Raw genomic sequence first — 25,509 nt, 5'->3', positions numbered from 1 at the left:
GCCGTCCGCACGGTCAAGCCGTCCGCACGGTCAAGCCGTCCGCACGGGCGCGCGGTCCGGAGCATCCGATCGATCGGGCGTGTGCGACATGTCTCAGCGACATCGGCAAACTCGCGGAAAACGAACGACTGCTGAAAATCGCCGAATCACGGTCTGGCGTCGGAGGCGTGTTCCACGGTTTCTCGCCGCTGCGGCCGGGGTTCGCCCGACTGCGCCCGCCCGGCCCCATGGAACGCCATTTGCATTCCTTGACCGACTTTCACCTTCGATTCCGGCGTGATCATGCTCGGCGTGTTCAGCCGGCATCGTCGCGCTCGCTGCCTACCCCCAGCCCACCCCATCCCCATCTGATGGTTAGGAGTTAACCATGGTCCAAACCCCAGCTTCCTCCGAAACGTCCCGTCGCCAATTCATCCAACGATCCGGTGCCGCGGCGGTCGGCGCGACGATGTTCGGGCAATCCATTCCGGCGGTCCACGCGGGTGAAAACAACACGATCCGGTTGGCACTGATCGGTTGCGGCGGACGCGGCAATGGCGCCGTCGTCAACGCGCTCAACACCAGCAATCAAGGCCCGATCGAACTGTATGCCGTCGCAGATTTGGAAGCGAGCAAGATCGATAACTCGCTCAAACCGCTGGCGAGAAAGTTCCCCGACCGGATCAATGTCTCCAAAGACCGACAGTTCCTCGGATTCCAGGCCTACAAGGCTGCGATCGACGTGCTGCGCCCCGGCGACGTCGCGCTCTGCACCACGCGCGCCTACATCCGTCCGGTGCACGTCGAATATGCCGTCCAAAAGGGCATCAACGTGTTCATGGAAAAACCGTTCTCGCCGGATCCGGTGGGGCTGCGGCGGATGCTCAAAGCCGGCGAACTGGCCGAGCAGAACGGCGTCAAGATCGCGGCCGGTCTGCAATGCCGACACTCACCGGCACGGGCCGCGTTGATCGACAAGATCGCCAGCGGCGCGATGGGCGAACTGTCCTACATCCGGGCCAATCGATTGACCGGCAGACGCTGGCTGGGCGACCAACGCGACAAGTCAAACCTGTTCGGCGAACAGCTCAAATTCGGCAAGGCCCAACTGATGTGGGTCGGATCCGGGCACATGGTCGATAACTTGATTCACCAGATCGATGAATGCTGTTGGTTGATGGACGATTGGCCCGTCAGCTGTCACGGCATGGGCGGTCGCGAAGTCAACAGTGAAGATCGTGGCCAGAACAACGACCTCTATTCGATGGAGTACACGTTCCCCAATGGCAAGAAAGCGTTTTGCGGCTTCCGTCGCGCCAAGAACGGCGACAACGACTTTGCCACCTACGTTCATTGCAGCAAGAAAGCGGGACAGTTCTCCGGCAACGTTCACAAGGCGACCGTCCACATGTTCAAGGACCATCGGATCGCCAAAGACAACATCGAGTGGACGCCCACTCCCGATGCCGAAAACCCCTGGGACTACGAATGGATCGACTTCATTCAAAGCATCCGTAACGACCGGCCGCACAACGAAGCCAAACGCGCGGTGTACGCCGACTTTGCCTCGCTGATGGGCCGCGCTGCGGCGCACTTGAATCGCACCGTGACGTGGGACGAAGTCACCCAGTCAAACTTCCAATTCTGTGACTACCTGGATGATTTGACCGAAGAGAGCGAACCGCCGGTGAAAGCCGACGAGAACGGTTTCTTCCCGGCGCCCGAAGCCGGCGAGTGGGTCGAACTGTAACGCTGTCCTCCGCCGCAAGGGCTCGCGACCGACGCGAGCCCGGCGGCGCACGCATCCTCCGGCCGGCTTCCCATCTATTGATCAACCCATCTTTTGACCGACCCGTCTCTCATCGATCCGCGTTTCGCGAATCGCCACCCTGATGCCCCATCCACATGCAGACTACGGACCCGTCGATTTCGGCATTGCTCCACTGATGTTCTATTATGAAGTGACGCAGGCCTGCGATTTGGCTTGCCAGCATTGCCGCGCCTCCGCACAACCGGCTGCCGCCCCCGGGCAGCTCACGCCCGTCCAATCGCGGGCCCTTCTCGACCAGGTCGCCACCTTTCCGCGACCGCCCGTCGTCGTGTTCACCGGTGGCGATCCGCTCAAACGCCCCGATCTGTTGGATTTGATTCGCCACGCCCGTGACAAGGGATTGCAAATCGCCCTGACCCCGTCGGCGACACCACTGGCCACGCGTGAAGCCCTGCAGCAGGCCCGCGATGCCGGCGTCAGTGTGCTGGGCATCAGTCTGGACGGCAGCGACGCCGAGACCCACGATGCGTTTCGCGGTTGGGAAGGCAGCTTTGAGCGGACGCTGCGGATGTTGGCCGATGCGCGTCAGTTGGAACTCCCCGTTCAAGTCAACACGACCGTCACCCGCCGCAACGTGCACCAGATCGATGCCATGGCGGAGCTTTTCGCCGATCAACAGATCATGATGTGGTCGGTCTTTTTCCTGGTGCCGGTGGGACGCGGGACGATGGAGGAGCGGATTTCGGCGGCCGAGTACGAGCAGGTCTTCGAAAAACTGTGGACGCAATCGCAACGGCGTCCCTATGGGATCAAGACAACCGAAGCACCCCACTATCGACGCTTTGTGATGGAACGGGGAGGCGACCCGCTGGCCTCGTCTCAACCGGGGCGGCGACGGCGTGCGCCGTTAGGCGTCGGCGACGGCAAGGGCATCATGTTTGTCAGTCACACCGGACAAATCTATCCGGCCGGTTTCCTGCCGCTGGAGTGCGGACGGTTTCCCGAAGACAGTGTTGTCGAGATCTATCAAAACCATCCGACGTTTCGTTCGCTGCGTGACCCGCAACAATTCAGCGGCAAGTGCGGCGTGTGCGAGTATCGAGATCCTTGCGGCGGCAGCCGTTCGCGCGCCTACGCCGTCTTCGGCGACCCGCTGGCCAGCGAACCGGATTGCGTCTACACGCCGATTGGAACAGACGCCGTGGCGAACCTTTCATGAACCCGAACCAACAACGCGTCGCCATTGTCGGTGGGGGAATCAGCGGTCTGGCCGCCGCTCACCAGTTGAGCCGATCGGACGCATCCCTTGAGATCATCGTGTTTGAAGCGAGCGATCGGCTGGGCGGCGTCCTGCAAACCGAACACACCGACGGTTTTTGCATCGAACTCGGTCCCGATAGCGTGCTCAGCCGAATGCCATGGGCGATGAACCTGTTTCGCGATCTGGGGATTGCGGACCAGTTGATCAGTACCAATCGATCGCACCATGGGGTCGACGTGGTCTGTCGCGGGCGGTTGGAACGGTTGCCCGATGGCTTGGCCGTGATGGCGCCGCAGCGAATCTGGCCGATGGTGACGACGCCGATTCTCAGCTGGCGCGGCAAACTCCGGCTCGCCGCCGAGCGTTTTCTTCCCAGACGCCGTTCGACCGACGATGAAAGTCTGGCCGCGTTCGCCTGCCGCCGACTCGGTCGCGACGCATTTGAGCGTCTCGTGCAACCGCTCGCCGGCGGGATCTACATGGGCGACCCGGAACAGCTCAGCATCAACGCGACCTTTCCCCAGTTCGTGGAGATGGAATCCAAGTACGGCAGTCTGATCAAAGCAGCCAGGGCCGGCGCCAAGACGCAACGGGCGGGAGCACCGGGCGCCAAGCACCAACGGCCGGGCGCGGGCGGCCCCGAGTACAGTTTGTTCGTCGCGCCGCGGCGTGGCTTGGGCAGCGCGATCGAGGCGTTGGCCGCCGGCTTGGAGAACAGTCGCATTTGCACCGACCATCAAGTGTTGTCGCTGTCACGCGATCACGACGGTTGGGTGCTGCAAGTCAAACCCGCCGGGAACGCCGAAACCCGGCAGGAAGCGTTTTCAGCGGTGATCCTGGCCGTGCCGGCGCATCACGCCGGTTCGATGCTGCAATCTGCCGACGATGAACTTGCGCAGGCGTTGAGCGAGATTCCCTACGCGGGATGTGTCGTGGTCAATCTGGCCTACGATCGAGACGCGTTTCCTTGCGAGCTGGATAATTTTGGCTTCCTCGTGCCGCACGTCGAACAACGGCCCGTGCTGGCCTGCACGTTCAGCAGCGTGAAGTATGCCGGTCGGGCACCGGATGGAAAAGTCTTGTTGCGAGCGTTCCTCGGCGGGGCCTGCCGCGAGGAAGTGATGCAGTGGTCCGACGAGACGATTGTAAAGACCGTTCAAGATGAGTTGGGGCGATTGATACACGTCAGCAAGCCACCGTTGTTTTCGCGAATCAAGCGTTGGCATCGTGCGATGCCGCAATGCGTGCTCGGGCATGCGCAACGCGTCGAACGCATCGAACAGCTTGCCGCAAAACACCCGCGTTTGGAACTGGCCGGAAATGCCTATCACGGCGTCGGCATTCCGCATTGCATTCGCAGCGGACAGCAAGCGGCCGATCGGGTGTTGAACAGCTTGCAAGCGAGCTGAGCGTGGCCGATTGGACTCGAACCGAGTCGGCTTGATCGATTCCGTGAAGTCTTGCAGACAATCGTAGGTGCGCGAGATGAAGAAACGTCGACGTCCCCGCGTCTCTCAGTTCCGGTTCGCTACCCGAAGGCTTCCGTAGTGCGCTGACGATCGCGTCCTAGGATCAACTGGATCGCTCGGGGAAAGTGTGTTGCCCCGAACAGTTTGGAGAGATGGTCCCAAGACAAGGAGCCGATCATGAGCTTCGGTGAGAGCGACTTCAATGAAAACGCAGAAATCAGACCCTCTGCGGACGAGGGAGGCGGGTTCGATACGCCGCCGACGCCCGAAGGCCAGGTGAGCGACTCCGACTCGGAATTCGACCCGCCGCCGTTTGGTGATGAGGAGGGCGGCGAGGCGATCGAATCGAGTGCCGCGGCCGATCGGGTGCGCGAGATCAAATCACAGATCGAACAGCGGCTCGCCGAGGCGGCATCCTCCAATGCGATGTCGCTGGCCAGCGCACGGCATCTCGACAGCGCCGGTGTCCAAGGCGTCGGAATCTCCGGTGGCGTCATCCCCGGTGAACCCAGTCTGATCGTGTATGTCGAGAGCGACGCCGACCAGGAACAGGTCCGTCGCGAGATCGTCGACACGATGGGAGTCCAAGCCGCATCGAGCGATGACATGCCGATGGAGATCGAGGTCACCGGTGAGATTGTGCCGTACACGACGAATCGATCGAAGTTTCGGCCGGCTCCGGCAGGCGCCTCGGTCGGTCACTACAAAATCACCGCCGGCACGATCGGAGGCTGGGCCCGCGGTCGTGATCGTACCCGTCGACGACGTCTGCTGATGGTTTCCAACAATCACGTCCTGGCCAACTCGAATGATGCCCGGTTCGGCGATTCGATCATCCAACCGGGACCGGCCGATCAGGGCGTGAACCCCGCCGATCGCATCGCCATTCTGGAGCGTTTTGTGCCGATCGACTTTAACGCCGGTGCCATCAACCTGGTCGACGCCGCCACCGGATGGTGCTGGCCCAGTCGCGTCCGGCGTGACCACGTCTACCATCGTGGCGGTTCGACGGCACGTTATTTCAAAATCGGCAATTCGGTGATCGAACCGTCGGTCAATCTGGTTGTGGGAAAGACCGGGCGAACGACCGACCTGACCCAAGGAACCATCCGCGCCACGGGTGTCTCGATCAACGTCAATTATGGGGCCGCGGGTGTGGCGCATTTTCGCGACCAGTTCTCCGTGCGATCGACGACCTCCGGAACGTTCTCCGCCGGCGGGGACTCCGGTTCCATCGTCTGGCAGTGGCGGTCGGGGTTGCCGCCGGTCGGTCTGCTGTTTGCCGGTGGCGGCGGCACCACGTTCTGCAACCGAATATCGCGCGTCGTCTCGGCGCTCGACATCACGCTGTATGAACTCAGCTGAGAATTGATTCCGTGTGTGATCCGCCGTAGGATGGGATAGATTGATCCGGACGCCGGCGTCCGGTTGATCCCGAACCCGCGCCCGTTGCGATCGCCGTTTTGCGTCGGTCGATCGGGCGGCACACAACCCATGAGGGAATCCCGCATGAGTCTCAATGAGAATGCAGCCATGCCCTATCATCCCGCCGACGACGAACCGACCGGGACGGCTGCCGCCATTCAAGTTGCCTTGGCCAAGGCGGAAAAGCAGTTGTCGCACCGCAAGGGCGTGATGGGCATGGGGATGACCAAGACGCCGAGCGGCCGCGACGCGATCGTGGTTTACGTCGACCAACAACAAACGATTTCACAACTGCCCGCCGAGGTCGATGGCTTTCCGATCGTCGGTGATGTCACGGGCGAGATCCGAGCGTTCTGATCCGAGCGTTCTGAATCGAGCGCACGCCCAACCGTTCAATCGAAATCGCCACGTTCACTTCAGTGAGGTCCATCCCCGTCGGCACAACAACGTAAACCCTCTCCTCGCTACGCTCGACTCTCCCAGGGGGAGAGTGACGAAAACCCTGTCTTTTTAAACGACTTCAAAACCGGACGACCTCTCCTCTTGAGGCCCACCGCTGGAAGACACCATGCCCCGCCAATCCAGACCCGTGACGTCGCGTGAATACAAGGTCATGCTTCGGGCAAGCAGATTCGTGGGGAACGGTCAGGAGGTTCTCGCCGCAACGGAACACTTTCGATCGGTGTTCGCCCGGGCCATCGGCCACGCCGTCGCGAAGCAGTCGGACGATCCGGCCGTCCGCGGTGTATTCGAACCGAAACAGGACGACAAGCAGGCCACGGTGCAGTTCTATGACACCAAAGACCGCCGGTTGCGCAACGCCGGTTTTGTCTTTCGGCAGCGTCAGCCTCTCTCGGGAGGACCACTTGAACTGACGCTGAAACGCCGCCATCGTGATCGCTTCTTTGTCTCGGGCAGCAAGACGGGAGGCAAGACGAAGTTCGAGGAAGATATCAAGGCGACTGTGGACCACGAGTTTCTTTCGCTGTACAGCCTTTCGGGAAAAGTCACGGACGTCGATGCGGGCACCGAGTTCCACGCGTTAAAAGACATCCGCCGCGTTTTTAAACCTGTCAAATCACAACTCGGCGATGCCTATGAGGGCCGCAAAGAACTGCTACGCGTCTGCGATTTCATCGCCAACCAAACGGTCTTGGAAGGCGTTGAATTTCAAGCCAGCGACAAGGCCCGCGCCCAGTGCGCGGTGATCGTCTGGCATCGAAAGGGAGGAAACGCCGCGTCGCCGGACGTCGTTGAATTCAGCTTTCGCTATCGCGACAAGGGGTTGGGGGCCAAGCAGGAACCGTTTACGACCGAGATGGCGGAGCGTTGTTTCAAGATTCTGCAAGTCTTTCGCGACGAACGTTCACCACTCGCGGCTTGGGTTGATTTAAACGGCCCGACCAAGACGTCCTACGCCTACGGTCTCACGCGAGCCTAGTGCTGCGTTGCAGCTCGTTTTTTGGATTGTCCACGGAAACGGGGTCAGGAACCAAAAACCAAACGGCCCGAAGGGTGCTTCGCATTTTTGGTTCCTGCCCCCGTTTCCGATCCAACGCGCCACCCGAAGATTAAGTTGCAAGGCAGCACTAGCCGCAGAGCATTCTGCGGCGTTTGAACCGAGGCGATCCGACTGTCAACTCCTTGAGCAGTGTGCAGCGCGTTTGTGCTGCGTGTTTGAGCAACGCGGTCGAAGAAACGGCCCACCTGTTTTGATCGCATGCCCCATCGGCAACCGCTAGCGTTCCGATTCAGGAGCGATCTCCACCCCAGACCGGGTGGGCGGAACGATTCGGAATCCCGGCACGATGTTTGCAAATCCGAGCGATGTTTGCCATCGAAATCGATGGATGCGATCGAACAATCACTTCATCACAAACACGGAGTTGCAAAATGCAAAACCACATGTTGAGTCATCGATTCGTAGAGTTCGTCGAACACGTTCAAGCCACCTATGCGGCCGGTGGACGAATGCTGCAAGTCCTTGATTTGCGACTCGCATGTCGGGCGCAGCGTTTGACCGAGTATCCCGATTGGTCGACATCCGACCTGGAACTGATCGAACGGGAAGCGGCGCGCTACCGCAATGAAACAGAACTGTCCCAGGTCCTTTCTGGTGAGGCGGCGCCGGAATTGATTGAAGTGAACTCCTGGATGAATTCACCGTCACCCTTTGCGTGGACGTGATCGTTCTGCAATGCTTTTCGCGCCCTACCGCTAAAGAACTTCACCGCGTAGCCTTCTTCTGCCCTCTCTTCCGTTCCCGTCCCTTCGGGTCCAAGGTTCTTCGGGTCCCACAATCCTTCATGCCATTCGGCAGGCCTTACCAGGCCGTCTGGCGCCGTCGGATTGTTGCTGGATGACAGCGGCATGCGCTCATTTTGATGGTCAGGGTTTTGCCTTCGTTATCCATCGGATGTCTTGTCGTGGGTGTCTGCGCGGACTGTCTATCGTCTGGCAAATTGAGGCTCATGCAGAAGTCTCGTTGGGTTTTCCGCGCCGCCACGGACCGGGTGTAGACCGAGCCATTGATGTCCGAAGCAAGCTAATGAACAAATACTCATCTTGCCGCAAGCGTCTCGTCAACGATGCCCGGCGGTTTTTTTCCATCAATGGCACTCGCTCCCAGCGGCGCGGATGCAGACCAAGGAGTGGACATGAACACTTTCACGACACGAAACCTGGCCCTGAATTGTGGTTTCGTCACCCTCGTCACGCTGGCAGTCGGCTGTGCGACGACCAGCACCAGCAACACGGCTCGAACGGGGACCGAGCAACTGCTGATCTCCGCCGCCATCGATCGGGCGATGTCGAACGTCACGTTCGATGACTTCAAAGGCTACCGTGTCTATGTGGATGAGAAGTATCTCGATTCAGTGGACAAGGGATACTTAGTCGGTTCGTTGCGTCACCGCATCTTGCAGGCAGGCGGTTCGCTCGCACCGGCAGCCGACCAAGCCGATCTGGTCTTGGAAGCTCGCAGCGGCGGAGTCGGCACGGACACGCAAGAGAGCTTTCTCGGAATTCCGTCGCTGGGCATGCCGGGGTTGCCGATCGAATTGCCCGAAATCAAACTCGCTTCGCGAAGCACACAGATGGGAACGGCCAAATTGGGCTTGGTTTGCTACGACGCCAAAACCGGACGCGCGCTCGGCAACGGTGGCGAGTCCACAGCACTGACGCACAACAACGACACCTACGTGATGGGGATCGGACCGTTTCGAAGCGGAACCGTGCTCAAGCAGCGTGAGCAGTCGGTCGGATTCAATGGAGTCGGCGGCAGTTTTATGAGCAATCCGATCCACGTCGCTCGGCGGCAACCGGTTCGTATGCTCGACAACCTCGGCGGTGACGGCTACGAATCGGCGATCGCTGAACTGCCGACGACGCAGAGACGCTAGGCATCGACTCAGGTCAACCCTTTGGCGTTTTCGACCGTCTCCGCCATGGTAAACATCGCCTCTTCCTTGGGGTCTCGCGAAATCAACTTACAGGCTTCGAGGATGTCTTTCAGATGCTCGCTCAAGCCGCACAAGATGATGACGGGCTCGTCGAGATGTCGTCGCAAGCCCATCAGAGCCAGAAACCCGACGCTTCCCATGAATCGAACCTGGCTCATGTCGATCACCAAGCGTTTCGCTTGATTCTCTTTCGCCAATGCGATCATCTCGCGGCTGATCGTGGAGGCGGTTTCGGAATCTCGGATTTGATCGGTCTGAATGTCAAGCACGAGGCTCGTTCCATCAAACGATGCCTGCACGAATGGATTTTCATTTTCGGTCATGGTGGTGCCGCGAGAAGCGAAATGCGTTGAGACGATCCGACGCTATTCTAAACCCCAGATAGACGGAAAAGTTGCTGGGCGAAAGTTGCCGGCGGTGGCGGCAAAGTCGGCGAACTCGTTTCGCGGCGGATTTGAGCGGTCCTACGAGGTCACGCAGTTTTTCCCACGTGCTTTGGCCCGATAGAGTGCCGCGTCGGCGTCGGTGACCAGCGACAGGGTATCGGCAGCGGTCTTGGGAAAGCAGGCCACACCGATGCTGATCGTGGGCCGCAGTGCGACTCCATTCTTTTCAAATCCCGCCGATTCGACCGCCACGCGAATCTGTTCGCCGATCCCGAGTGCGGCCTCCAGGTCGAGACCGGGCAAGAACGCGCTGAACTCATCGCCGCCGAACCGGCACGCCTGTCCACGGGATCCCAGCACTTTGGCAATCAACCGCCCGGTCTCACCGATCACGTGTGCGCCGTAGAGATGCCCGTAGGTGTCGTTGATCTGCTTGACGCCGTCCATGTCCATCATCAAAACGGCCAGCGGAATCGCGCGGCGTTGCGAAGTCTGCAGCGAAAACTCCAACGCTTCGTCAAAGCGACGCTTGGAGGGTAGATCGGTCAGCGGATCGCTGCCGATGAGGGTTGCGACTTCGCTGTGAAAATCGATGTCCAGCTCGTCGGCCAGGGAAAATCGAATCACCGTTTCCCCGACGAAGATTCTGTCACCGTCCCGCAGCGTCCGGCGACCGATTACGGACGTGGAGTTGACACGCGTTCCATTGGTGGAATTTAAATCCTCCAGAACAAATTCGCCGTCACCGTTGGGGGTGATCGCGGCGTGATGCCCGGACACCTTCAAGTCGTGCAGCGGAAACGTGCATGTCGGGCTGCGGCCGATCACCGTTCGCCCCTCCAGAAACGCATTGACGCCGAAGTCGGCGCGGCTGCGAATCACATTCAAAAACGCTCGCCTGGGGGCTTGGCGATCCGCAGGCATCACCCCTTCATCGACCCGGAGGGTTCCGGCTTCGAACGTTTGTGTGTCCGAATACTTGGCAGACGGTTCGGAGGAATGGAGGCTCATATCAAATCGAATGCTTGCAATGAAACGTACGTACCGCAACGGCACTCCCCAGGTGTATCAAGTCTTGCGCTTCCGCGTCACCAGCGATTTTGCGTTGCCACCCATCAGAGTGCAGCTCGCGGTTTGCGATTGGCATGGCGTTCGATACCGCTGCACGCGCGATCTTTAGCAATCACGAACAGAGCTGGGACTGTTACCGACCCGGATCAATACCAGCAGATGATCGCTTGTGCGCCGACGGTGCTATGCGGCATCGGGATAGTACCGCTGAAGAACGTCTTCACTGCGGGCTTCAAAACGAGACAAAATTTGAGGGTCGACCTCTTTGCGAAAGGAATCCGTTTTGCCTTGGCGTACGAAACAGGCGGGTTTGGTAAAGACGCCCTCGTTGGCTCGTCTCCAATCACTTCGTTGTTCGACGGCTTTCATGTGGTCCAACGATGTCAGTCGGACCACCTCCTGGATCTGTTGATCGCTCCGTTTGAGATCAAGAAACTCACAGATGCGTTTCAATTGCGTTAGTTTGTCGCTTTTGAGTTCTTCGTAGCGAATCCATAGAATGTTGGCACCAAAAGGGTTCGATTCCCAGGCGGCGACGTGTTCATGCCATTGCCCACCCTGAATTTGTAGCTTTCCAGAAAACACGGATTCATGTGAAATGTCCTGTCCCATATTTTTCAGCATGTGGTAATAGGACAACATCGCCTCACGTCCATCGCGCATGACGTAGATGACATTGCGATGCTGGGCTTTCGGAGGTTCGTGGGTTTTCAGGAAGCAACGATCTCGATGCCGGAAATAATGCGTGTTGGCATGGACATCCGGCACCAATAGCTGAACAAGAGTACGACCGACGTTCTCGTTAAGCCCATAGACCAAGTGGGCAATGATGTGCTGAAGAAGCGTGTTTCCAGATTTGGGGTATCCGGCAATGAAAACATCGTCGGGTAACGTTTCGTCAATCGGGAAAAGACGATCGGGAAACGAGACGGGTGAGTCCGTGGAAGATGGATCCATCCTGGATTCCGCTGAAATTGATTGCATGAGACTGTCAGAAACAGCGCCGAGGTATACGGAACTTTTCGGAAATCCGGAAGAGCGATCGCAATTGCTAGCTATCGCGGAGTGCACCCCACGTTTTGCCATCATCATTCTGCCGCGGCCTCAACGTCGGGTGCCCGACGCGGCCCCCGATCCCGTTGCAGCCTGAGACGTTTCGGTCTGTTGTTGCAGATACCGCATCACGGTGTCGGTGATGTTGATGCCGGCGTCGTGATAGACGACGTTCCTCATGACGTGCCGAATCACCGAATCGTTTTGCTGCGGATCGACGTCGTCGCCGCCCAAACGCAACACCACGTTGATGTTGTTGTGGACGGCAACGGCCTTCACCGCAGCCTGCAGTCTCTGATAGCCGTCGTAATAGATTTTCGCCTCGGCTTCACTCATCGCGCTGTGTCGGCGTCTCATGTCCAACCGCAACTTCGAATCCATCTCCGCAACGAGTTCCTCTTGCCGGTTGTATGCCGCCGTTCCGGGCGTCATCGATTTCAGTCGGATGGCAGCCTGGTTCAGTGCGTCCCGCTTCTGTTTCACCTCCGCCTCGTGCTTTGCCAGCTCGGCTTTGACCTTGCGGACTTGGGCCTGGATCGAAGGTAGATTTTTAAACACATGGCTAACGTCGATCACCGCAATCCGGTGACCGGGTTGATCCATTGGCGAGACTTGTTGGGCCGAGGCGGTCTGTTGGGCCGAGGCAGTCTGTTGGGCCGAGGCAGGCGATATCGCCACGGAACCAACGGCGAGCACGGCACACGCCAGGGCGGCTCTGCCGAACGCTCGCCGCGTTGCACTCCGTTGCCCCGAACATCGTTCGACTTCCATTGAACCACCGGGGGAGATCTGAGATTGAAACATGGTCGAATTCCTCCTGAATTCTGTTTGCGGGTCATCCTGACTCTTCGCAGCCCGTTCGACTCAATTGCCCCAGCGGGTCGGTCCAACGGCCGGCTGCCACCACCAAAGCAACCGGCATGCCAAAAGCTTCCGCCACGCATCCGCAAAGCCTGATCGGGGGCCATGGCGGAATGTCTCAGCGGTGTGGACGGAGGCGGAAATCGCGGTATTTCGATTGGGCCCAATCAGTCCAACGAAACCGGAGTCCTCGGAAAGGCCCCATTTTTCAAACGATTGTAGATTTTACACTCCCGACGTCGGCCTCCCACAAGGGCAACGCTGTGAAGCATTTTTTTGCGGTAGGACGCGAGCGGCCTGTCGATGGAGTGTGATGCGACTAGCGGACCGTTGTACGACGTCCTTTCTAGGTCGTCGTCGGGAGTCCAACGGACGACGGCCCGGTAGGGCCATCGTACTCGAGAAACCGGAAGTCCAACGGACGACGGCCCGGAAGGGCCGTCGTACTCGAAAAACCGGAAGTCCAACGGACGACGGCCCGGAAGGGCCGTCGTACTTGAAAAACCGTTCGTCTAGCTTTCAGTTTTTGATGGCGTTGAAGAATTCGGCCCGGGCTCGGGAGCGGTCTTGTTTGAGTTGTTCGAATTGCAGCATCTGGTCGCGTTGCTGATCGAGCTGCATTTGCTGTTGCCACAGCTTTGGCGACTCCGTGCTGTCGGCCTGTTGGATGGCTTCATTGAGTTTCGCGTAAACCATCGCGCTCTCTTCCGGAATGTACTGTGCGGCGTTCATCTTGACGATGTCGATGCGATCGGGCAACGCGCGTTGGGTGGCAACGAGGTTGCCGATCCCTGATTCCTCATCGTCAAGAATTCCATCGATGATCTCGGTCAATTTGGCGAATTGTTCATCCTTGCCATCGACCGCCATCGAACTGGACCGGGCGATTTCGCGGACGGCCAACAGCAGTGTGACGGGGCGGACAAGCGTCTCGCTCAGTCGGGCGATCTTCGTTTGTTCGTCAATGTCATCGATTTGATTCCACGAATCCTGTAACAGTCGCACCTTCAAATCCGCTTGCTGCAATTCCCTCTTGGCACGGCGCAGCAGTCGTCCGGTGAGTCCCGCGATGTCGTCGTTGGAGAATCCGTTGAGTCCCTTGATGCCGATACTGTCACGGTACTCATCGAGGATCGCATCGAGTTCCTTTCGCCAGCGGAAGACTTCGGAGAGATACATCGCGATCACGGTGGATTTATCGTCCGGCCCGAGTGCCAGAGCCGTCATGACATCGGATCGTGTATCACGGAGATGGTTGCAGGTAAACCGAAACCGAACGACGGATAACGGCTGTTCGCCGAATTGCCGAGGCTGGAAGACGGCGGTGGTTGCCGCAACCAATTCCTCTTTGGTGAAATCAAAACGGATCGGATCGGCCCGCAGCGTTTGGGGATCACGTTCAATGGTGGCGACCATGCGGGATTCGAGCGAGTCCGACAACGACCGTTCGATGTCCATTTGCTGTTGATCACTGGTGCGCAGCGCGTTGGTGTACACGGCGTTGTTGAGTGCGCTCAGCGGACGTGTTGCCGAGGCGAGCGGTCCGCCACGCGAACCCGACGGCTTGGCCCCCGAGTCGATTTCGATGAAGACGACGCCACGCCGGCGAAGTCGATCCAGGACCACGGATTCTCGCCCGCGCGGATCGGCCGCGGCCTTCTTCTCCAACGATTGGATGACGGCATGCAATGAGTCGATGCCCGTGTTGTCGACGACACCTCCGTCGAGCAGCCGCAGCGTCTTGCGTTGACTCTGACCGCGAATCGGGGGCGCTTTCTTGTGGATTTTTAACGCCGGTACCGACGATTCGGACAGCATTGGAACACTGAATCCGAATGGGAAATTCGAGGAGAGTCGGACCGCCCGTGTCAGCGAGAGGTTCGGGACCGGGTCCGCGGCGAAATCACACAACGGTAACGGCGCGTATTCTGCATCACGACCCGCTCCGGACGTATCGGCATGCGGCGACCCGACCAACGACCCTCGGGTAAGCCTGGGGAATCCGACAATCACACGACGCCCGCCGTCGGCGTCGCTGGTGTTGAACAGCACCGAAGGCAACGGGCGCCGCGGATCCGAGGCGGTGTTCGGCGGATCGGATGAAGCGACGTCTGTGGCGACTTGGTGCGATCCCCGTTGGTGCACCGCTCCCCAGCCGAATCGATGGCGCCAAAAGTGATACAGCCCCTGGCCTCGCGTTGCCAGCGGGGTGATGAAACCGCGCAGGATCGGCGCCATAAAATCCATCGACATGTCGTCGGCCATCCGCGATGAAAACGCTTGCGTGACCGTAGCGGTGTCCTGGTCGTTCTCCAATGATTCCCAATCGGCCGTCTCACGCAAACGGTCGACCTGATTGGCCACTTCCTGCAGCCGTTTCTGTTCCTCCTCCAAGACCCTCGCGAGCAAGATTTCGGACGTCTCATTGGTTTTGGACTTGGCTTCTGCGGCCTGTGACGCTGCGCTGTCTGCCCATTGTGCCAGTTTGCGACGCGTCAAATCCAGCAAGTCGTCGCGAACGCTGTAGCGAAGATCCGGCAACGTGTCGTCCGCCGGAAACCCGTTGTTCCAGACGTATCGCGCGCTGGCGAGGCTGCCGCCGGACACGCAACTGATCAAGACAATGTGATCCCCCCAAGTCCCTTGGTCGACCGAGTCGGTGAGTTCCACCCGCCGCGCCTCCGGAAAATCCGCCATCGGCTCGGTGGCGAGCATTTGCAGTACCAGGGAGGTGAACAGCGCCGCCCGTGAACCACCGCCGCTGGCGGCGACCATCACGACCGGCCCCTCCGGCGTCGTGCGAATCCGCTCGTCCAGGACGGCCAAGAAATCAGCCGGCGGCGGCGATTTTTCGGCAGACACCTGCTGTGAGCCGTCTTCGTGGTCGGAAATGGTGCCGAAACTGCCGTAGATCAACATCACCACGATCAACGCGACGGTCAGAAACCTGGCCGGCAAAGGTGTGGTTTTCTGCAGAAAATCGACCAGCCAAGCGATGACGATCCAGAGGATCGCGACATGAATCAGCGCCGCAATGCTGTAGAGACGATACGAAGCCCCCGGGACTTCGTAACTCGCTGTGACCCAAAGCGTCTCCAAGATCGTGCCCATCACCGCCAACCACGACAGCACCTCGCCGCAGGCCTGCCAAGCCGATCGGGGTTGAATATCCGGTTCCGCTGTCAGGGACGACGCGCGTTGCATTCGTCTGGACAAGGTCTTGCCGACCAACATCCGATCGGCGCCAAGAAACTTGCCGACGATCAACCAGATGGAGACGAAAACCAGCCACAACCCCACGGTTTTGACGAACCCGCCGAACAACACGTACGGCGTGTTCAAATCAATGCCGACCGAGAACAACAACCCCAGTCCGATCAGCAACAGGACAAATGGGACGGCATAGCCGAAGGATCCCCGGGCCAATCGCGACAGTTTCCGGGCGATCCACAGCAACCAGCCGTTGACGAAGTCAGCCGGTTTGAACAGTTTAAAAAACTGCGCGTCCGGCCAGATGAATCGCACCAGTGTTGTGGCATAGATGTAGGCCAACCCAGCCAGTAACAACAGGAACCAGAACGTCCACAGATTCCAGCTGGGCGTCGGCCGAATCAAATTGGTGACCTGCGGCACGAAAAACAGCATGAACACCGAAACGCACGACGCGATGATCAGGAACAGGTTGTCGCCGATCGCGTCGCGCAGTCTGCGAAATCCGGATTCCCCGTCTCGTGTCTGGCCTGCTTCATTTGACATGGCCCCCATCCCCCCCTTTTCGATCCGCGTTTGGCAACAAAACAAACCAGCCCGCTGGGGGGATTATAGGGCATCCCCTGTTCGAAAGCACGCGCAGAAGCATGCAAAATCCGAAACACCCGAGTCGATTGTTTCAAACGGCTCGGAGGCTTCGCGGTATCGTTTGCGTTCGCCTGTTTTGTCGCTGCATCAGATTGCCGCAATTCACCCGAGTGAGGGACGAAGGCTATCGAAGCATGTTCACGATTGAAACCATTCCCAAGCAATCGATTTCGCGTCAGAGCCGATGGATCTATCACATCTTCGTCAGGAATATGCACTCCAATCACTCGACATCGATCATGTCGATCCGAGCCCCTTGGTTCAATTCGAGCATTGGTACCGACAAGCGACAACGGCTGCATTGCTGGAACCCAACGCGATGGTCTTGTCCACGGTCGATCCCGATGGCCAGCCGACGCAACGGACGGTGTTGTTGAAGTACTTCGATGCGACCGGATTTGTCTTCTTTACCAATCACGGCAGTCGAAAGGCGCGACATATCGCACTCAATGCGCGCGTCTCCATCCTGTTTCAGTGGCTGCCCTTGCAGAGGCAAGTCGAAATCGGCGGGACGGCCGAGCGGGTCAGTACCGCGGAATCGCTGAAGTATTTCATGACACGACCACGTGGCAGCCGACTCGGCGCGTGGGTTTCGCACCAAAGCGAGGTCGTGTCATCACGGTCGCTCTTGGAAGCCAAAATGCAGGAAATGAAACAGCGATTCGCGTCCAAAGAAGTGCCGCTGCCAAGTTTCTGGGGAGGCTACCGCGTCAAACCGACGCGTTTCGAATTCTGGCAGGGACGTCCGAACCGACTGCACGATCGAATCTGTTACGAACCCGACGAACACCAAGACTGGGAACGCAAACGCCTTGCACCCTGAAAAAGGTGTCCGACACCTTTTTGGCAGCCTGGGTAAGCTACCGTGTCAAACCGACACGTTTCGAATTCTGGCAGGGACGTCCGAACCGACTGCACGACCGGATCTGTTACGAACCCGACGACGACGACGACGACTGGGAACGCAAGCGTCTTGCGCCATAGAAAAACGTTTGGGCAGTCCGGAATGAATGGCAGAAGGATGTGGGCAAAACGATGTGGGCGGAATGCGGGTTGAATCCTGCAAGGTGTCTTCCGGGCTGATTGTCTGACTTATCATTCTGCCCCGAATCATTCTGCCATCCCACTCCCCACTCCCCACTTCAGCCCGGCCCGTGATCGTTGCCCGCGTCGCCGAACCCGCGCAGGCTCCGCAGTCGCTGCAGCAGCTCCGCCATTCCCTCGCCGGTCTTGGCGGAAACGTCGAAGGTTTCGATTCCCGGCCGGACGGATTGCAGGCTACGCTTTGCCTCGGCGGCGTCGAATTCGACGGCGGCCGCCAGATCCATTTTGGTGATCACAGCCACGTCGGCGGTGTTAAAGATGGTGGGATATTTGAGCGGTTTATCTTCGCCTTCGGTCACCGAAAACAGGACCAGACGCAATGCTTCGCCGAGGTCCCATGTGGCGGGGCAGACCAGATTGCCGACGTTTTCGATGAACAAGAAATCGAGTTCGTCGGTGTTCCACCCCTGCAGCGCGTCGGCGACCATGTCCGCTTCCAAATGGCACACCGTTCCGGTCGTGATCTGCTTCGTGGGGACTTCGGCGCGGGCCAAGCGTCGGGCGTCGTTGTCGGTGGCCAGATCGCCGACCAGCGCGGCAACTCGGTAGTTCTCGCGCAGCCGCAGCAACAAGTCTTCCAACAGGGCCGTTTTACCCGAGCCGGGGCTGGACACCAGACTGACGACCGTCACGCCGTCCTGCCGGAACCGCTCCCGCAGCTCCCTCGCCAACACATCGTTCTGTTTCAAGATCTTCGTGCGGACTTCGACAAGACGGGTTTGAGAATTCATGCTTTGATTTCCGGTTCAGCGATTTCCAACGCAGTGATTTCCATCTCTCGCCCCGCGACCACATGGTTGGAGGGCGTTCGGCAGACCGGGCAGACGAGTTCCTGAATCGACTCGACCGGTTGTTCGGCCTGACAGGGTTCACAGTAGATGACGATCGGCACGTCTTCCACCACCAGTCGCGAATCGGGCAAGGACGAATGCTCTCGGGCAAGATCGAATGCGGACAGCAACGCGGATTTGACGATCCCGGAAAGCGGGCCGAGTTTGATATGGACGGCTTCGACGCAACCGATGTTCCGACGTTCGGCTTCTTCGGCCGCGACGTCCAGGATATTCAGTGCGATGGAGAGTTCATGCATCAGCGATCACCTGCTTTGACTCGATCACCCGCAGCGTCTTGGCGACCATGGTCGCGACAGCCGATTCCGCCTCGGGGGTCAAACAGCGATCGCTCAACTCGAACGTCCGACCTGGAAAGGTGATCGCGAACGCTTCCGGAACGTCATCATACAAACGACGCGTGAGACTCAACAATGTGCCGAGACTCAACTGGTGCCCGAGTGCCTCGGCGGCATGGGTTTCCTGCAGCCGTCGGACGAGGACCCGATCGGCAGGGCCTTCGATGGACGCATCCAGGAAAACGGCGCGTCCTGTTTTGCTGAGTTCCAGTGCCAGATCGGGTGTCGGCTCGCACCGGTTGATGACGCGGACCGCTTGCGGATCAACGACCTGCCGCACCCGTTCGGCGGCGATGGGCCCGAGCGCATCATCACCGCGTAGAGTATTGCCGAGACCGATGACGAGCGCCGCGAGTTTCATGGGATGTGTCGTTCTTCACTTGTTCCCGGGCTCCCGCCTGGGAACACAAGGCCGATGTGGCTCCCGCCACACGCGGTTTGCGGCCAGGAGGCGGGAGCCTCCAAGACAGTGCGTTCCCAGGCGGGAGCCTGGGAACGAGTTAATGTGGGATGCTTCTTGTTAGCGGCAGGGCGCGAGCCCTCCGGTTTTTCACGCGCCGCGGGCGGCGTCACCGGACGGCTCGCGCCGTTCCGCTAACACCTACAGCGTTCACTTGTTCCCAGGCTCCTGCCTGGGAACACCAGGCTGGCGTGGCTCCCGCCACACGCGGTTTGCGACCAGGAGGCGGGAGCCTCCAAGACGGTGCGTTCCCAGGCGGGAGCCTGGGAACGAGAGACTTGATTTACGAAACCTCACGCAGCAACTGATCCAAAACCTTTCCGCGTGAATCGTGCAATTCGATTCGCAGCGGCATTTGGCCGAAGGCGTGCGAGGCACAACTCAAACACGGGTCATAGCAGCGGATCACCGCCTCGACTCGATTGAGCATCCCTTCCTGCATGTTGTTGCCGTCGACGAAGTGTTCGGCCGCCTGCTTGATGCCGCGATTCATCGCCAGGTTGTTGTGACCGGTCGCGATGATCAGGTTGGCCCACGTGATCAGACCGTCGTCGTCGATCTTGTAGTGGTGAATCAACGTCCCCCGGGGCGCTTCGGCAACACCGATGCCCTCGTCGCGGTTGCCACGTGCACGGGCTCGAACCCGCGTGTCCAGGATGTGGGGATTGTCCAGCAACTCCTTCATCCGTTCCAGGGCAAAGATGATTTCAACGAGTCGGGCGAAGTGAAAGTGAAAGCTGCTGCTGACCGGACGACCGTGCTGCAAGGCGCGAAACTCGTCCAGCGCCGCGTCGGCGAGTTTGGTTCCGCAGAAGTCACAGTTGTTCAATCGAGCCAACGGTCCGACACGGTAAATCCCCTCGGGGTAGCCTGCCGGCAGATAATACGGAAACTTCATGTATGAATACGGTTCGACCGCTTCACCGATGACGCGTTCGTATTCCTCCAGCGGCACCATGTCTTCGACGATCGCCCCGCTGTCGTCTTTGATCCGGAAGAAACCGTCGTAGTGTTCCAGCCCGCCGTTGGGTTGGATCAGGCTCAGGTACATCGTCGGGAAATTGCCGAAGTGTTCGATTTCCTCGGAAAACTTTCCGATCAAGCCCTTGAAGGATTCGAAGGTCCGCTGGGCGATCTCCAAGCCTTCGGGCAGCATCGCCAACATTTCGGTTCGCTTCTCTTCGGTGATCGGCGCGCTGACGCCGCCGGGGACCATCCAGCCGGGATGGATCTTTTTGCCGCCCAGAATTTCGATGATCGTTTGGCCGATTTGCCGCAATCGGATTCCGTCTTTGGCCAATTGGGGATCGACGGCCAACAGCCCAAAGATGTTTCGCGACTTCGGATTCGAATCCATGCCCAACAGCAGGTCGGCCGAAGAAAGATGAAAGAACGACAGCGCATGGGATTGCATCAATTGAGCCAGGTTCATCAACCGCCGCAGGTTGGCCCCGGTCGGCGGAATCGTCACGCTCAACAGGTGATCGCAGGCTTTGGACGAAGCGACCAGGTGGCTGACCGGGCAAATGCCGCAGGTCCGGGCGGTCAGCGCGGGCATTTCGGGGAACGGCCGTCCCTCGCAAAATTTTTCAAAGCCACGGAACTGCGTCAGGTGGAATTTCGCATCATCCACGTTGCCGTCATCGTCCAGGTGCAGCGTGATGTGCGCGTGACCTTCGATGCGAGAAACGGGATCGATTTTGATCGTGCGTCCCATGGCGGACTTCAGGCTCCGAAGCGGGTGATTTGGGTGGGATCCGGGGTGCGGCCTGCGATCAATTCGGTCAACACGTACCAGATGGTGTCCGCCGACGGAGGGCACCCCTGGACAAACAAGTCGACGTTGACGACATGATGAATCGGCACGACGGTCCGCAACAGCGTCGGCAAGCTTTCGGTGGGCCGGCCCGGTTGTGCCTGGACCGTTTCAACAAACGCGCGGTCAAAAACCTCGTCCAAATCGAACGTGTTTCGCATCGACGGCACATTGCCGCTGACGGCGCAGTCGCCCAGGCTGATCAGATACTTGCAACGCTCGCGGAACATCTTGGCTACCTGCAAATTCTCTTCGGTGCTGACCGCGCCTTCCAGAATCCCGACGTCGACGTCGCCGGGCAATTCTTTGGTGTCGACGATCGGGCTGTAAACGATGTCGACTTTCTCGGCCAACTCGATCAGCCGTTGATCGAGATCCAGGAACGACATGTGGCAGCCCGAGCAGCCGTCCAGCCACGCGGTCGCCATCGTGATTTTTGCTGATTCGCTCATTGGTTGCCCCGCATTTGGGCCAGGTACGGCAAGAACTCGTCGTGTTTTTCCATTTCTCCGGCCGCCGTCCCTTTCTTGACCAAGGCTCCGGTCGGACAGACCTGGACGCACTTTCCACACGAAGTGCACGAGCTGCTGTCACCCCAGGGCTGGTTCAAATCGGTGATCACCTGGCACTCAATTCCGCGGCCCTTGACGTCCCACGTGTGGGCGCCTTCGATTTCATCACAAACGCGCACGCAGCGGGTGCACAGCACGCAACGGTTGTGGTCGACGCGATACATTTCGTGCGTCGAATCGATGGCGTAGGGCTGATTGCGATAGGGGACGCGGACGTGATCCATGCCGCACTCGGCGGCCAGATCTTGCAGTTCGCAATGGCCGTTGGAAACACAGACGCTGCAAACGTGGTTGCGTTCGGCGAACAGCAATTCCAGGATCGTGCGTCGATAGCGTTTCAGCCGGTCGCTATGGGTCGTGATGACCATGCCCTCGCTGACCGTCGTCGAGCAGGCGGAGACCGGCCGGGGGTAGCCTTCGATTTCGACGACACACAATCGGCAGGCGCCCCACGTACTGAGCCCTTCCAAGAAACACAGCGAGGGGATGCGAATGTGGTTTGCTTGAGCGACGTCCAAAATGGAGTCCGTTTCGCGGGCGCCGATGTCGTGTTCATTGATCTTCAGCGTGACGACGCGGACTTTCACGCCGGGCGCGGTGGTAACGGGCGGTCCAGGCATTCAATTGTCTCCCGTCACGACAGGTAGAAGTGGCCAGCGTTCGGATTCGGGACGCAGCTTTTCATCGTACTCGTGCCGGAAGTAGCGCAACGTGCTCAGCACGGGATTCGGCGCGGTCTGCCCGAGTCCGCATAGGCTGGTGGCTTGGACGACGTCGCAGAGATCTTCCAGTAGATCGAGGTCCGTTTGCGTCGCCCGGCCTTCGGCGATTTTGTCCAGCAACCCGTGCATCTGAACCGTGCCGGCGCGGCAGGGGACGCATTTGCCGCACGATTCGGTCATACAGAATTCCATGAAGTAGCGCGCGACATCGACCATCGACGACGTCTCGTCCATCACGATCATCCCGCCCGACCCCATGATCGAACCGGCCGAACGCAGCGTGTCGTATTCGACCGACATGTCGAGGTGTTCTTCGGGAAGACATCCGCCGGAGGGCCCGCCGGTTTGCACCGCTTTGAACCGTCGCCCATCGGGGATCCCGCCGCCGATTTGTTCGACAATCTCGCGCAAGCGGATTCCCATCGGGACTTCGATCAGGCCGGAATTCGCGATCCGTCCGGCCAAGGCAAAGACCTTCGTGCCGGTCGACTTCTCGGTGCCGATTCCCTTGAACCAGTCTCCGCCGCGGGCCAAAATCGCAGGGATATTGGCCAGCGTTTCGACGTTGTTGATCAGCGTCGGACACTCCCACAGCCCCTCCTCGGCCGGATACGGTGGCCTGGGGCGCGGCTGGCCACGAAGCCCTTCGATCGACGCCATCAACGCGGTCTCTTCGCCGCACACGAACGCGCCGGCTCCCAGACGGATTTCGATTTCGAAATTGAACGTCGTGTCACTGATGCGGCGACCCAACAACCCCTTCTTGGTCGCTTGTTTGATCGCCTTCTTCAGCCGCTCGACGGCCAGCGGGTACTCGGCGCGGATGTAGACGTAGGCGTGCTCGGCTCCGATCGCATAGCCGGCCAACGCCATCCCTTCGAGCACGCGATGCGGATCCGATTCCAACACCGCTCGGTCCATGAAGGCACCGGGATCGCCTTCGTCGGCATTGCAGATCACAAACTTGTGCGGCTCGGGCGCCATCGCGACCGTGGACCATTTCAGCCCCGCCGGATAACCGCCGCCGCCGCGTCCCCGCAATCCACTCTGCTTGACCTCGCGAAGAACGTCCGCCGGCGTCCTTTCGGTCACCGCCCGCACCAACGATGCATAACCGCCGGCTGCGATGTAATCGTCGATGTGTTCCGGATCGATGACGCCGGAATTTTTTAGCACGATGCGTTGTTGGCGGGCAAAGAACGGAATGTCCGTCGAGCAGCGCAGACGTTCCAGCGGATCGCCGTCCAGACTGGAATACAACTCCGCGGCGTCGTCCGGCGTGACGTCTTTGTACATCACCTCGGTTTTCGGCTCGGTCGCGTCGACGCTGACCAAGGGGCCGGCCGAGCAGAGCCCCATGCAGCCGACCGATTTGACGTGAACCCCGCCCTCGGCGTCCTGTTCGGCATGCTGCCGAAGACCGTCCAGCACCGCGCCGGCGCCGCTGGATTGGCAACTGGCCGCCATGCAGACGCGGACACAGTGTCGCTGTTTTTTTTCAGCTTCGGCAGATTGTTCGGCGATCTCCGCCAGGTCTTCCAGGTTCATTCAGAGGACCTCCTCAATCTCGGCGATCAATCCGTCTGGCGTCTGTTCCCCGAGAACGTCTCCGTCCAGGACGACCGTCGGGGCAACGCCGCAGGAGCCGATGCAGCGAGCGCTCAACACGGACAACGCGTCGTCGGCGGTCGTCTGCCCCGGCTTGATCCCATAACGGTTCTCGATCGCCGCCACCAAATCGCGAGACCCCTTGATGTAGCACGCCGTTCCGGTGCAGACCACACAAGTGTGCTCGCCCTGCGGTTTAAGCGTGAACAAGTGGTAGAACGTGGCGACCCCGTAGACCTTGCTCAACGGCAGCTGCAACGACATCGCGACGTAACGGAGGGAACGGTCTTCCAGATACCCGAAATAACTTTGCACGGCATGCAACGTTTCGATCAACGCATGCCCCGAGTAGCCGTTGCGACGCATCGTGACGTCGATGATCTTCCAACGTTTGTCGTCGTCGGGCGGTGCGACCACGGCGGATCGTTCCGTTCGCGGACGGTCCATCAACATTGTTTCCGCTCCGTCTGTCGAGGTGCCATTGCGGGATTCATTCTCTGTGTCGACCTCTCAACACGATTAACGTTTCGATCGAACCTCGCACGCACACGCGCTCACCACTCGGCGGAGGAACGGGGGAACAATGCTTGCCGTGAGCAACTCCTGTTCCCAAGCATTCCGTTGTGCCCCAGAGGGCCGTCGCCCAAGGCCATCTACTTTGGCACTGAAGGAGCGAGCGGAATGGCGAGCCGTCCGGTCACCCTTCAAAAACACCGTGAAAGACCGGAGGGCTCGCGCCCTACCGCTAACAAGAAACACCCCGTTTGGTGTCAGAGCAGGTGGCATTGAGACGTCGACTGCGAAGCGCGCCCATTCGCCCAGCCGCAGCCATCACAGCACGCGAACGCGATCACTCCTGTGCCGAGCCGCACAGTCAGAACGTCACGTGGAAGCCAGCGTCGTGGGCTCGCCAACCAAAGCGTATCGCTGCCACGATCCAGCGTTGAGCGTGTGGATCGCACGGTCCACCGTGAACCCGAGCGACACCGGCTGTCGCAGTGGAATGTGGTTCACCGAGAACACAACAAAAAAGCCCGTCTTCTCGCAACAAGTTAAGACGTCAGTTCGTCATTGAGGTGAAGTCACCCTCCTGGCAGGAGGGTCGAGCGAAGCGAGGGGAGGTCGAACGGTGAAACGCCTGTTTCACTTCACTCTTGATGGGCGCCCCCAAGCAACAACGCAAACCCTCTCCTCGCTACGATCGACTCTCCCAGGGGGGCTTCGTCGATATTAATGGCTAATCACTCAGGACCCAGGTTGTTTGAGGCATTGCTGCGATGTCCGAATGGGTGTTGGACGACAACCGCTCGGTTCAAACGCCCCTCCGGCGACGCGGGCCGGTGGAGGGCACGAAGCACCTTCGCCGCATCGCAGACCAGGTGATTTCTAGGCGGGTTGCTCCTCCGCAGAGCCCGTCTCCGCTACAGCTGGCTTCGCCATCAG

At 59.5% G+C, this 25,509-nt stretch carries 23 protein-coding genes; 10 read left to right on the top strand and 13 right to left on the bottom strand.

What is annotated here, in order from left to right; translation table 11 throughout:
* Positions 1 to 367: 367 nt before the first annotated feature.
* From Enr13x_RS27580 to Enr13x_RS27545, 8 genes are all read left to right on the top strand, one after another.
* Positions 368 to 1,729 carry a Gfo/Idh/MocA family protein gene (locus Enr13x_RS27580; RefSeq protein ID WP_145390109.1) on the top strand — a complete coding sequence of 454 codons (1,362 nt, stop codon included), beginning with the start codon at positions 368 to 370 and terminating at the stop codon, positions 1,727 to 1,729.
* Between the two features lie 142 nt (positions 1,730 to 1,871).
* Positions 1,872 to 2,969 carry a TIGR04053 family radical SAM/SPASM domain-containing protein gene (locus tag Enr13x_RS27575; RefSeq protein WP_145390108.1) on the top strand — a complete coding sequence of 366 codons (1,098 nt, stop codon included), beginning with the start codon at positions 1,872 to 1,874 and terminating at the stop codon, positions 2,967 to 2,969.
* On the top strand, positions 2,966 to 4,420 hold the full coding sequence (hemG, locus tag Enr13x_RS27570) for a protoporphyrinogen oxidase (protein WP_145390107.1): 1,455 nt from the start codon (positions 2,966 to 2,968) through the stop codon (positions 4,418 to 4,420). The genes Enr13x_RS27575 and hemG overlap by 4 nt, the downstream gene beginning before the upstream one ends.
* A 237-nt stretch (positions 4,421 to 4,657) precedes the next feature.
* Positions 4,658 to 5,845, top strand: coding sequence for a chymotrypsin family serine protease (locus Enr13x_RS27565; RefSeq protein ID WP_197455393.1), 1,188 nt, complete (start codon positions 4,658 to 4,660; stop codon positions 5,843 to 5,845).
* A gap of 144 nt (positions 5,846 to 5,989) precedes the next feature.
* Positions 5,990 to 6,262, top strand: coding sequence for a hypothetical protein (locus Enr13x_RS27560; RefSeq protein ID WP_145390106.1), 273 nt, complete (start codon positions 5,990 to 5,992; stop codon positions 6,260 to 6,262).
* Positions 6,263 to 6,473: 211 nt separating this feature from the next.
* Entirely contained in the window at positions 6,474 to 7,346 is an 873-nt protein-coding gene (locus Enr13x_RS27555; RefSeq protein WP_145390105.1) for a hypothetical protein, read from the top strand.
* Positions 7,347 to 7,798: 452 nt separating this feature from the next.
* The gene (locus tag Enr13x_RS27550) at positions 7,799 to 8,092 is read left to right on the top strand and encodes a hypothetical protein (RefSeq protein ID WP_145390104.1); all 294 of its coding nucleotides are present in this window, start codon (positions 7,799 to 7,801) and stop codon (positions 8,090 to 8,092) included.
* Between the two features lie 470 nt (positions 8,093 to 8,562).
* Positions 8,563 to 9,306, top strand: a complete 744-nt coding sequence (locus Enr13x_RS27545) for a DUF6655 family protein (protein ID WP_145390103.1) — start codon at positions 8,563 to 8,565, stop codon at positions 9,304 to 9,306.
* Positions 9,307 to 9,314: 8 nt separating this feature from the next.
* Here the strand turns inward: Enr13x_RS27545 and Enr13x_RS27540 are convergent, their stop codons facing one another.
* From Enr13x_RS27540 to Enr13x_RS27520, 5 genes are all read right to left on the bottom strand, one after another.
* Positions 9,315 to 9,689: an STAS domain-containing protein gene (locus tag Enr13x_RS27540; RefSeq protein ID WP_145390102.1), complete on the bottom strand. Its 375-nt coding sequence runs from the start codon at positions 9,687 to 9,689 to the stop codon at positions 9,315 to 9,317.
* 141 nt (positions 9,690 to 9,830) lie between these two features.
* The gene (locus Enr13x_RS27535) at positions 9,831 to 10,763 is read right to left on the bottom strand and encodes a GGDEF domain-containing protein (protein ID WP_145390101.1); all 933 of its coding nucleotides are present in this window, start codon (positions 10,761 to 10,763) and stop codon (positions 9,831 to 9,833) included.
* A gap of 243 nt (positions 10,764 to 11,006) precedes the next feature.
* Positions 11,007 to 11,915, bottom strand: coding sequence for a sulfotransferase domain-containing protein (locus Enr13x_RS27530; protein ID WP_145390100.1), 909 nt, complete (start codon positions 11,913 to 11,915; stop codon positions 11,007 to 11,009).
* Between the two features lie 12 nt (positions 11,916 to 11,927).
* Positions 11,928 to 12,680, bottom strand: a complete 753-nt coding sequence (locus Enr13x_RS27525; RefSeq protein WP_145390099.1) for an OmpH family outer membrane protein — start codon at positions 12,678 to 12,680, stop codon at positions 11,928 to 11,930.
* Between the two features lie 576 nt (positions 12,681 to 13,256).
* Positions 13,257 to 16,493: a patatin-like phospholipase family protein gene (locus Enr13x_RS27520; RefSeq protein ID WP_197455392.1), complete on the bottom strand. Its 3,237-nt coding sequence runs from the start codon at positions 16,491 to 16,493 to the stop codon at positions 13,257 to 13,259.
* A gap of 286 nt (positions 16,494 to 16,779) precedes the next feature.
* On the opposite strand from Enr13x_RS27520, the gene pdxH reads away from it, so the two are divergent.
* Together pdxH and Enr13x_RS39135 are read left to right on the top strand one after the other, a co-directional pair.
* The gene (pdxH, locus tag Enr13x_RS27515; protein ID WP_145390097.1) at positions 16,780 to 17,418 is read left to right on the top strand and encodes a pyridoxamine 5'-phosphate oxidase; all 639 of its coding nucleotides are present in this window, start codon (positions 16,780 to 16,782) and stop codon (positions 17,416 to 17,418) included.
* 5 nt (positions 17,419 to 17,423) lie between these two features.
* Positions 17,424 to 17,579 (top strand): pyridoxine 5'-phosphate oxidase C-terminal domain-containing protein, encoded by a 156-nt coding sequence (locus Enr13x_RS39135; RefSeq protein WP_231743819.1) that lies wholly within the window; start codon positions 17,424 to 17,426, stop codon positions 17,577 to 17,579.
* A gap of 158 nt (positions 17,580 to 17,737) precedes the next feature.
* On the opposite strand, the gene hypB is transcribed toward Enr13x_RS39135, so the two are convergent.
* From hypB to hoxE, 8 genes are all read right to left on the bottom strand, one after another.
* A complete protein-coding gene (gene hypB / locus Enr13x_RS27505) occupies positions 17,738 to 18,430 on the bottom strand; it encodes a hydrogenase nickel incorporation protein HypB (protein ID WP_145390096.1) in 693 nt (230 codons plus the stop codon).
* A complete protein-coding gene (locus Enr13x_RS27500; protein ID WP_145390095.1) occupies positions 18,427 to 18,789 on the bottom strand; it encodes a hydrogenase maturation nickel metallochaperone HypA/HybF in 363 nt (120 codons plus the stop codon). Before Enr13x_RS27500 ends, hypB begins: the two co-directional genes overlap by 4 nt.
* Positions 18,782 to 19,249, bottom strand: coding sequence for a hydrogenase maturation protease (locus tag Enr13x_RS27495; RefSeq protein ID WP_145390094.1), 468 nt, complete (start codon positions 19,247 to 19,249; stop codon positions 18,782 to 18,784). Before Enr13x_RS27495 ends, Enr13x_RS27500 begins: the two co-directional genes overlap by 8 nt.
* A 382-nt stretch (positions 19,250 to 19,631) precedes the next feature.
* A complete protein-coding gene (locus Enr13x_RS27490; RefSeq protein ID WP_145390093.1) occupies positions 19,632 to 21,065 on the bottom strand; it encodes a Ni/Fe hydrogenase subunit alpha in 1,434 nt (477 codons plus the stop codon).
* 8 nt (positions 21,066 to 21,073) lie between these two features.
* A complete protein-coding gene (locus Enr13x_RS27485) occupies positions 21,074 to 21,616 on the bottom strand; it encodes an NADH-quinone oxidoreductase subunit B family protein (RefSeq protein ID WP_145390092.1) in 543 nt (180 codons plus the stop codon).
* On the bottom strand, positions 21,613 to 22,356 hold the full coding sequence (gene hoxU, locus Enr13x_RS27480) for a bidirectional hydrogenase complex protein HoxU (protein WP_145390091.1): 744 nt from the start codon (positions 22,354 to 22,356) through the stop codon (positions 21,613 to 21,615). Before hoxU ends, Enr13x_RS27485 begins: the two co-directional genes overlap by 4 nt.
* Complete coding sequence (gene nuoF / locus Enr13x_RS27475) at positions 22,357 to 24,006, bottom strand: NADH-quinone oxidoreductase subunit NuoF (protein WP_145390090.1); 1,650 nt, start codon at positions 24,004 to 24,006, stop codon at positions 22,357 to 22,359.
* Complete coding sequence (gene hoxE, locus Enr13x_RS27470; RefSeq protein ID WP_145390089.1) at positions 24,007 to 24,519, bottom strand: bidirectional hydrogenase complex protein HoxE; 513 nt, start codon at positions 24,517 to 24,519, stop codon at positions 24,007 to 24,009.
* Positions 24,520 to 25,509: the final 990 nt, after the last annotated feature.

It is taken from the genome of Stieleria neptunia (assembly GCF_007754155.1).
GTDB lineage: Bacteria > Planctomycetota > Planctomycetia > Pirellulales > Pirellulaceae > Stieleria > Stieleria neptunia.
The sequence above is the reverse complement of the archived record's forward strand: the minus strand, read 5'-3'. Positions and strand labels throughout refer to the sequence as shown.

What these genes read in the sequence shown, in the direction of transcription:
- Enr13x_RS27550 (WP_145390104.1), top strand. Translation starts at nt 7,799, where the DNA reads ATGCAAAACCACATGTTGAGTCATCGATTCGTAGAGTTCGTCGAACAC.
- Enr13x_RS27485 (WP_145390092.1), bottom strand. Translation starts at nt 21,616, where the DNA reads ATGAGCGAATCAGCAAAAATCACGATGGCGACCGCGTGGCTGGACGGC.
- hoxU (WP_145390091.1), bottom strand. Translation starts at nt 22,356, where the DNA reads ATGCCTGGACCGCCCGTTACCACCGCGCCCGGCGTGAAAGTCCGCGTC.
- Enr13x_RS27525 (WP_145390099.1), bottom strand. Translation starts at nt 12,680, where the DNA reads ATGTTTCAATCTCAGATCTCCCCCGGTGGTTCAATGGAAGTCGAACGA.
- nuoF (WP_145390090.1), bottom strand. Translation starts at nt 24,006, where the DNA reads ATGAACCTGGAAGACCTGGCGGAGATCGCCGAACAATCTGCCGAAGCT.
- Enr13x_RS27520 (WP_197455392.1), bottom strand. Translation starts at nt 16,493, where the DNA reads ATGTCAAATGAAGCAGGCCAGACACGAGACGGGGAATCCGGATTTCGC.
- Enr13x_RS27560 (WP_145390106.1), top strand. Translation starts at nt 5,990, where the DNA reads ATGAGTCTCAATGAGAATGCAGCCATGCCCTATCATCCCGCCGACGAC.
- Enr13x_RS27530 (WP_145390100.1), bottom strand. Translation starts at nt 11,915, where the DNA reads ATGATGATGGCAAAACGTGGGGTGCACTCCGCGATAGCTAGCAATTGC.
- Enr13x_RS27495 (WP_145390094.1), bottom strand. Translation starts at nt 19,249, where the DNA reads ATGAAACTCGCGGCGCTCGTCATCGGTCTCGGCAATACTCTACGCGGT.
- Enr13x_RS27555 (WP_145390105.1), top strand. Translation starts at nt 6,474, where the DNA reads ATGCCCCGCCAATCCAGACCCGTGACGTCGCGTGAATACAAGGTCATG.
- Enr13x_RS27565 (WP_197455393.1), top strand. Translation starts at nt 4,658, where the DNA reads ATGAGCTTCGGTGAGAGCGACTTCAATGAAAACGCAGAAATCAGACCC.
- hemG (WP_145390107.1), top strand. Translation starts at nt 2,966, where the DNA reads ATGAACCCGAACCAACAACGCGTCGCCATTGTCGGTGGGGGAATCAGC.
- hypB (WP_145390096.1), bottom strand. Translation starts at nt 18,430, where the DNA reads ATGAATTCTCAAACCCGTCTTGTCGAAGTCCGCACGAAGATCTTGAAA.
- Enr13x_RS27535 (WP_145390101.1), bottom strand. Translation starts at nt 10,763, where the DNA reads ATGAGCCTCCATTCCTCCGAACCGTCTGCCAAGTATTCGGACACACAA.
- Enr13x_RS27545 (WP_145390103.1), top strand. Translation starts at nt 8,563, where the DNA reads ATGAACACTTTCACGACACGAAACCTGGCCCTGAATTGTGGTTTCGTC.
- Enr13x_RS27575 (WP_145390108.1), top strand. Translation starts at nt 1,872, where the DNA reads ATGCCCCATCCACATGCAGACTACGGACCCGTCGATTTCGGCATTGCT.
- Enr13x_RS27540 (WP_145390102.1), bottom strand. Translation starts at nt 9,689, where the DNA reads ATGACCGAAAATGAAAATCCATTCGTGCAGGCATCGTTTGATGGAACG.
- hoxE (WP_145390089.1), bottom strand. Translation starts at nt 24,519, where the DNA reads ATGTTGATGGACCGTCCGCGAACGGAACGATCCGCCGTGGTCGCACCG.
- Enr13x_RS27580 (WP_145390109.1), top strand. Translation starts at nt 368, where the DNA reads ATGGTCCAAACCCCAGCTTCCTCCGAAACGTCCCGTCGCCAATTCATC.
- pdxH (WP_145390097.1), top strand. Translation starts at nt 16,780, where the DNA reads ATGGATCTATCACATCTTCGTCAGGAATATGCACTCCAATCACTCGAC.
- Enr13x_RS27500 (WP_145390095.1), bottom strand. Translation starts at nt 18,789, where the DNA reads ATGCATGAACTCTCCATCGCACTGAATATCCTGGACGTCGCGGCCGAA.
- Enr13x_RS27490 (WP_145390093.1), bottom strand. Translation starts at nt 21,065, where the DNA reads ATGGGACGCACGATCAAAATCGATCCCGTTTCTCGCATCGAAGGTCAC.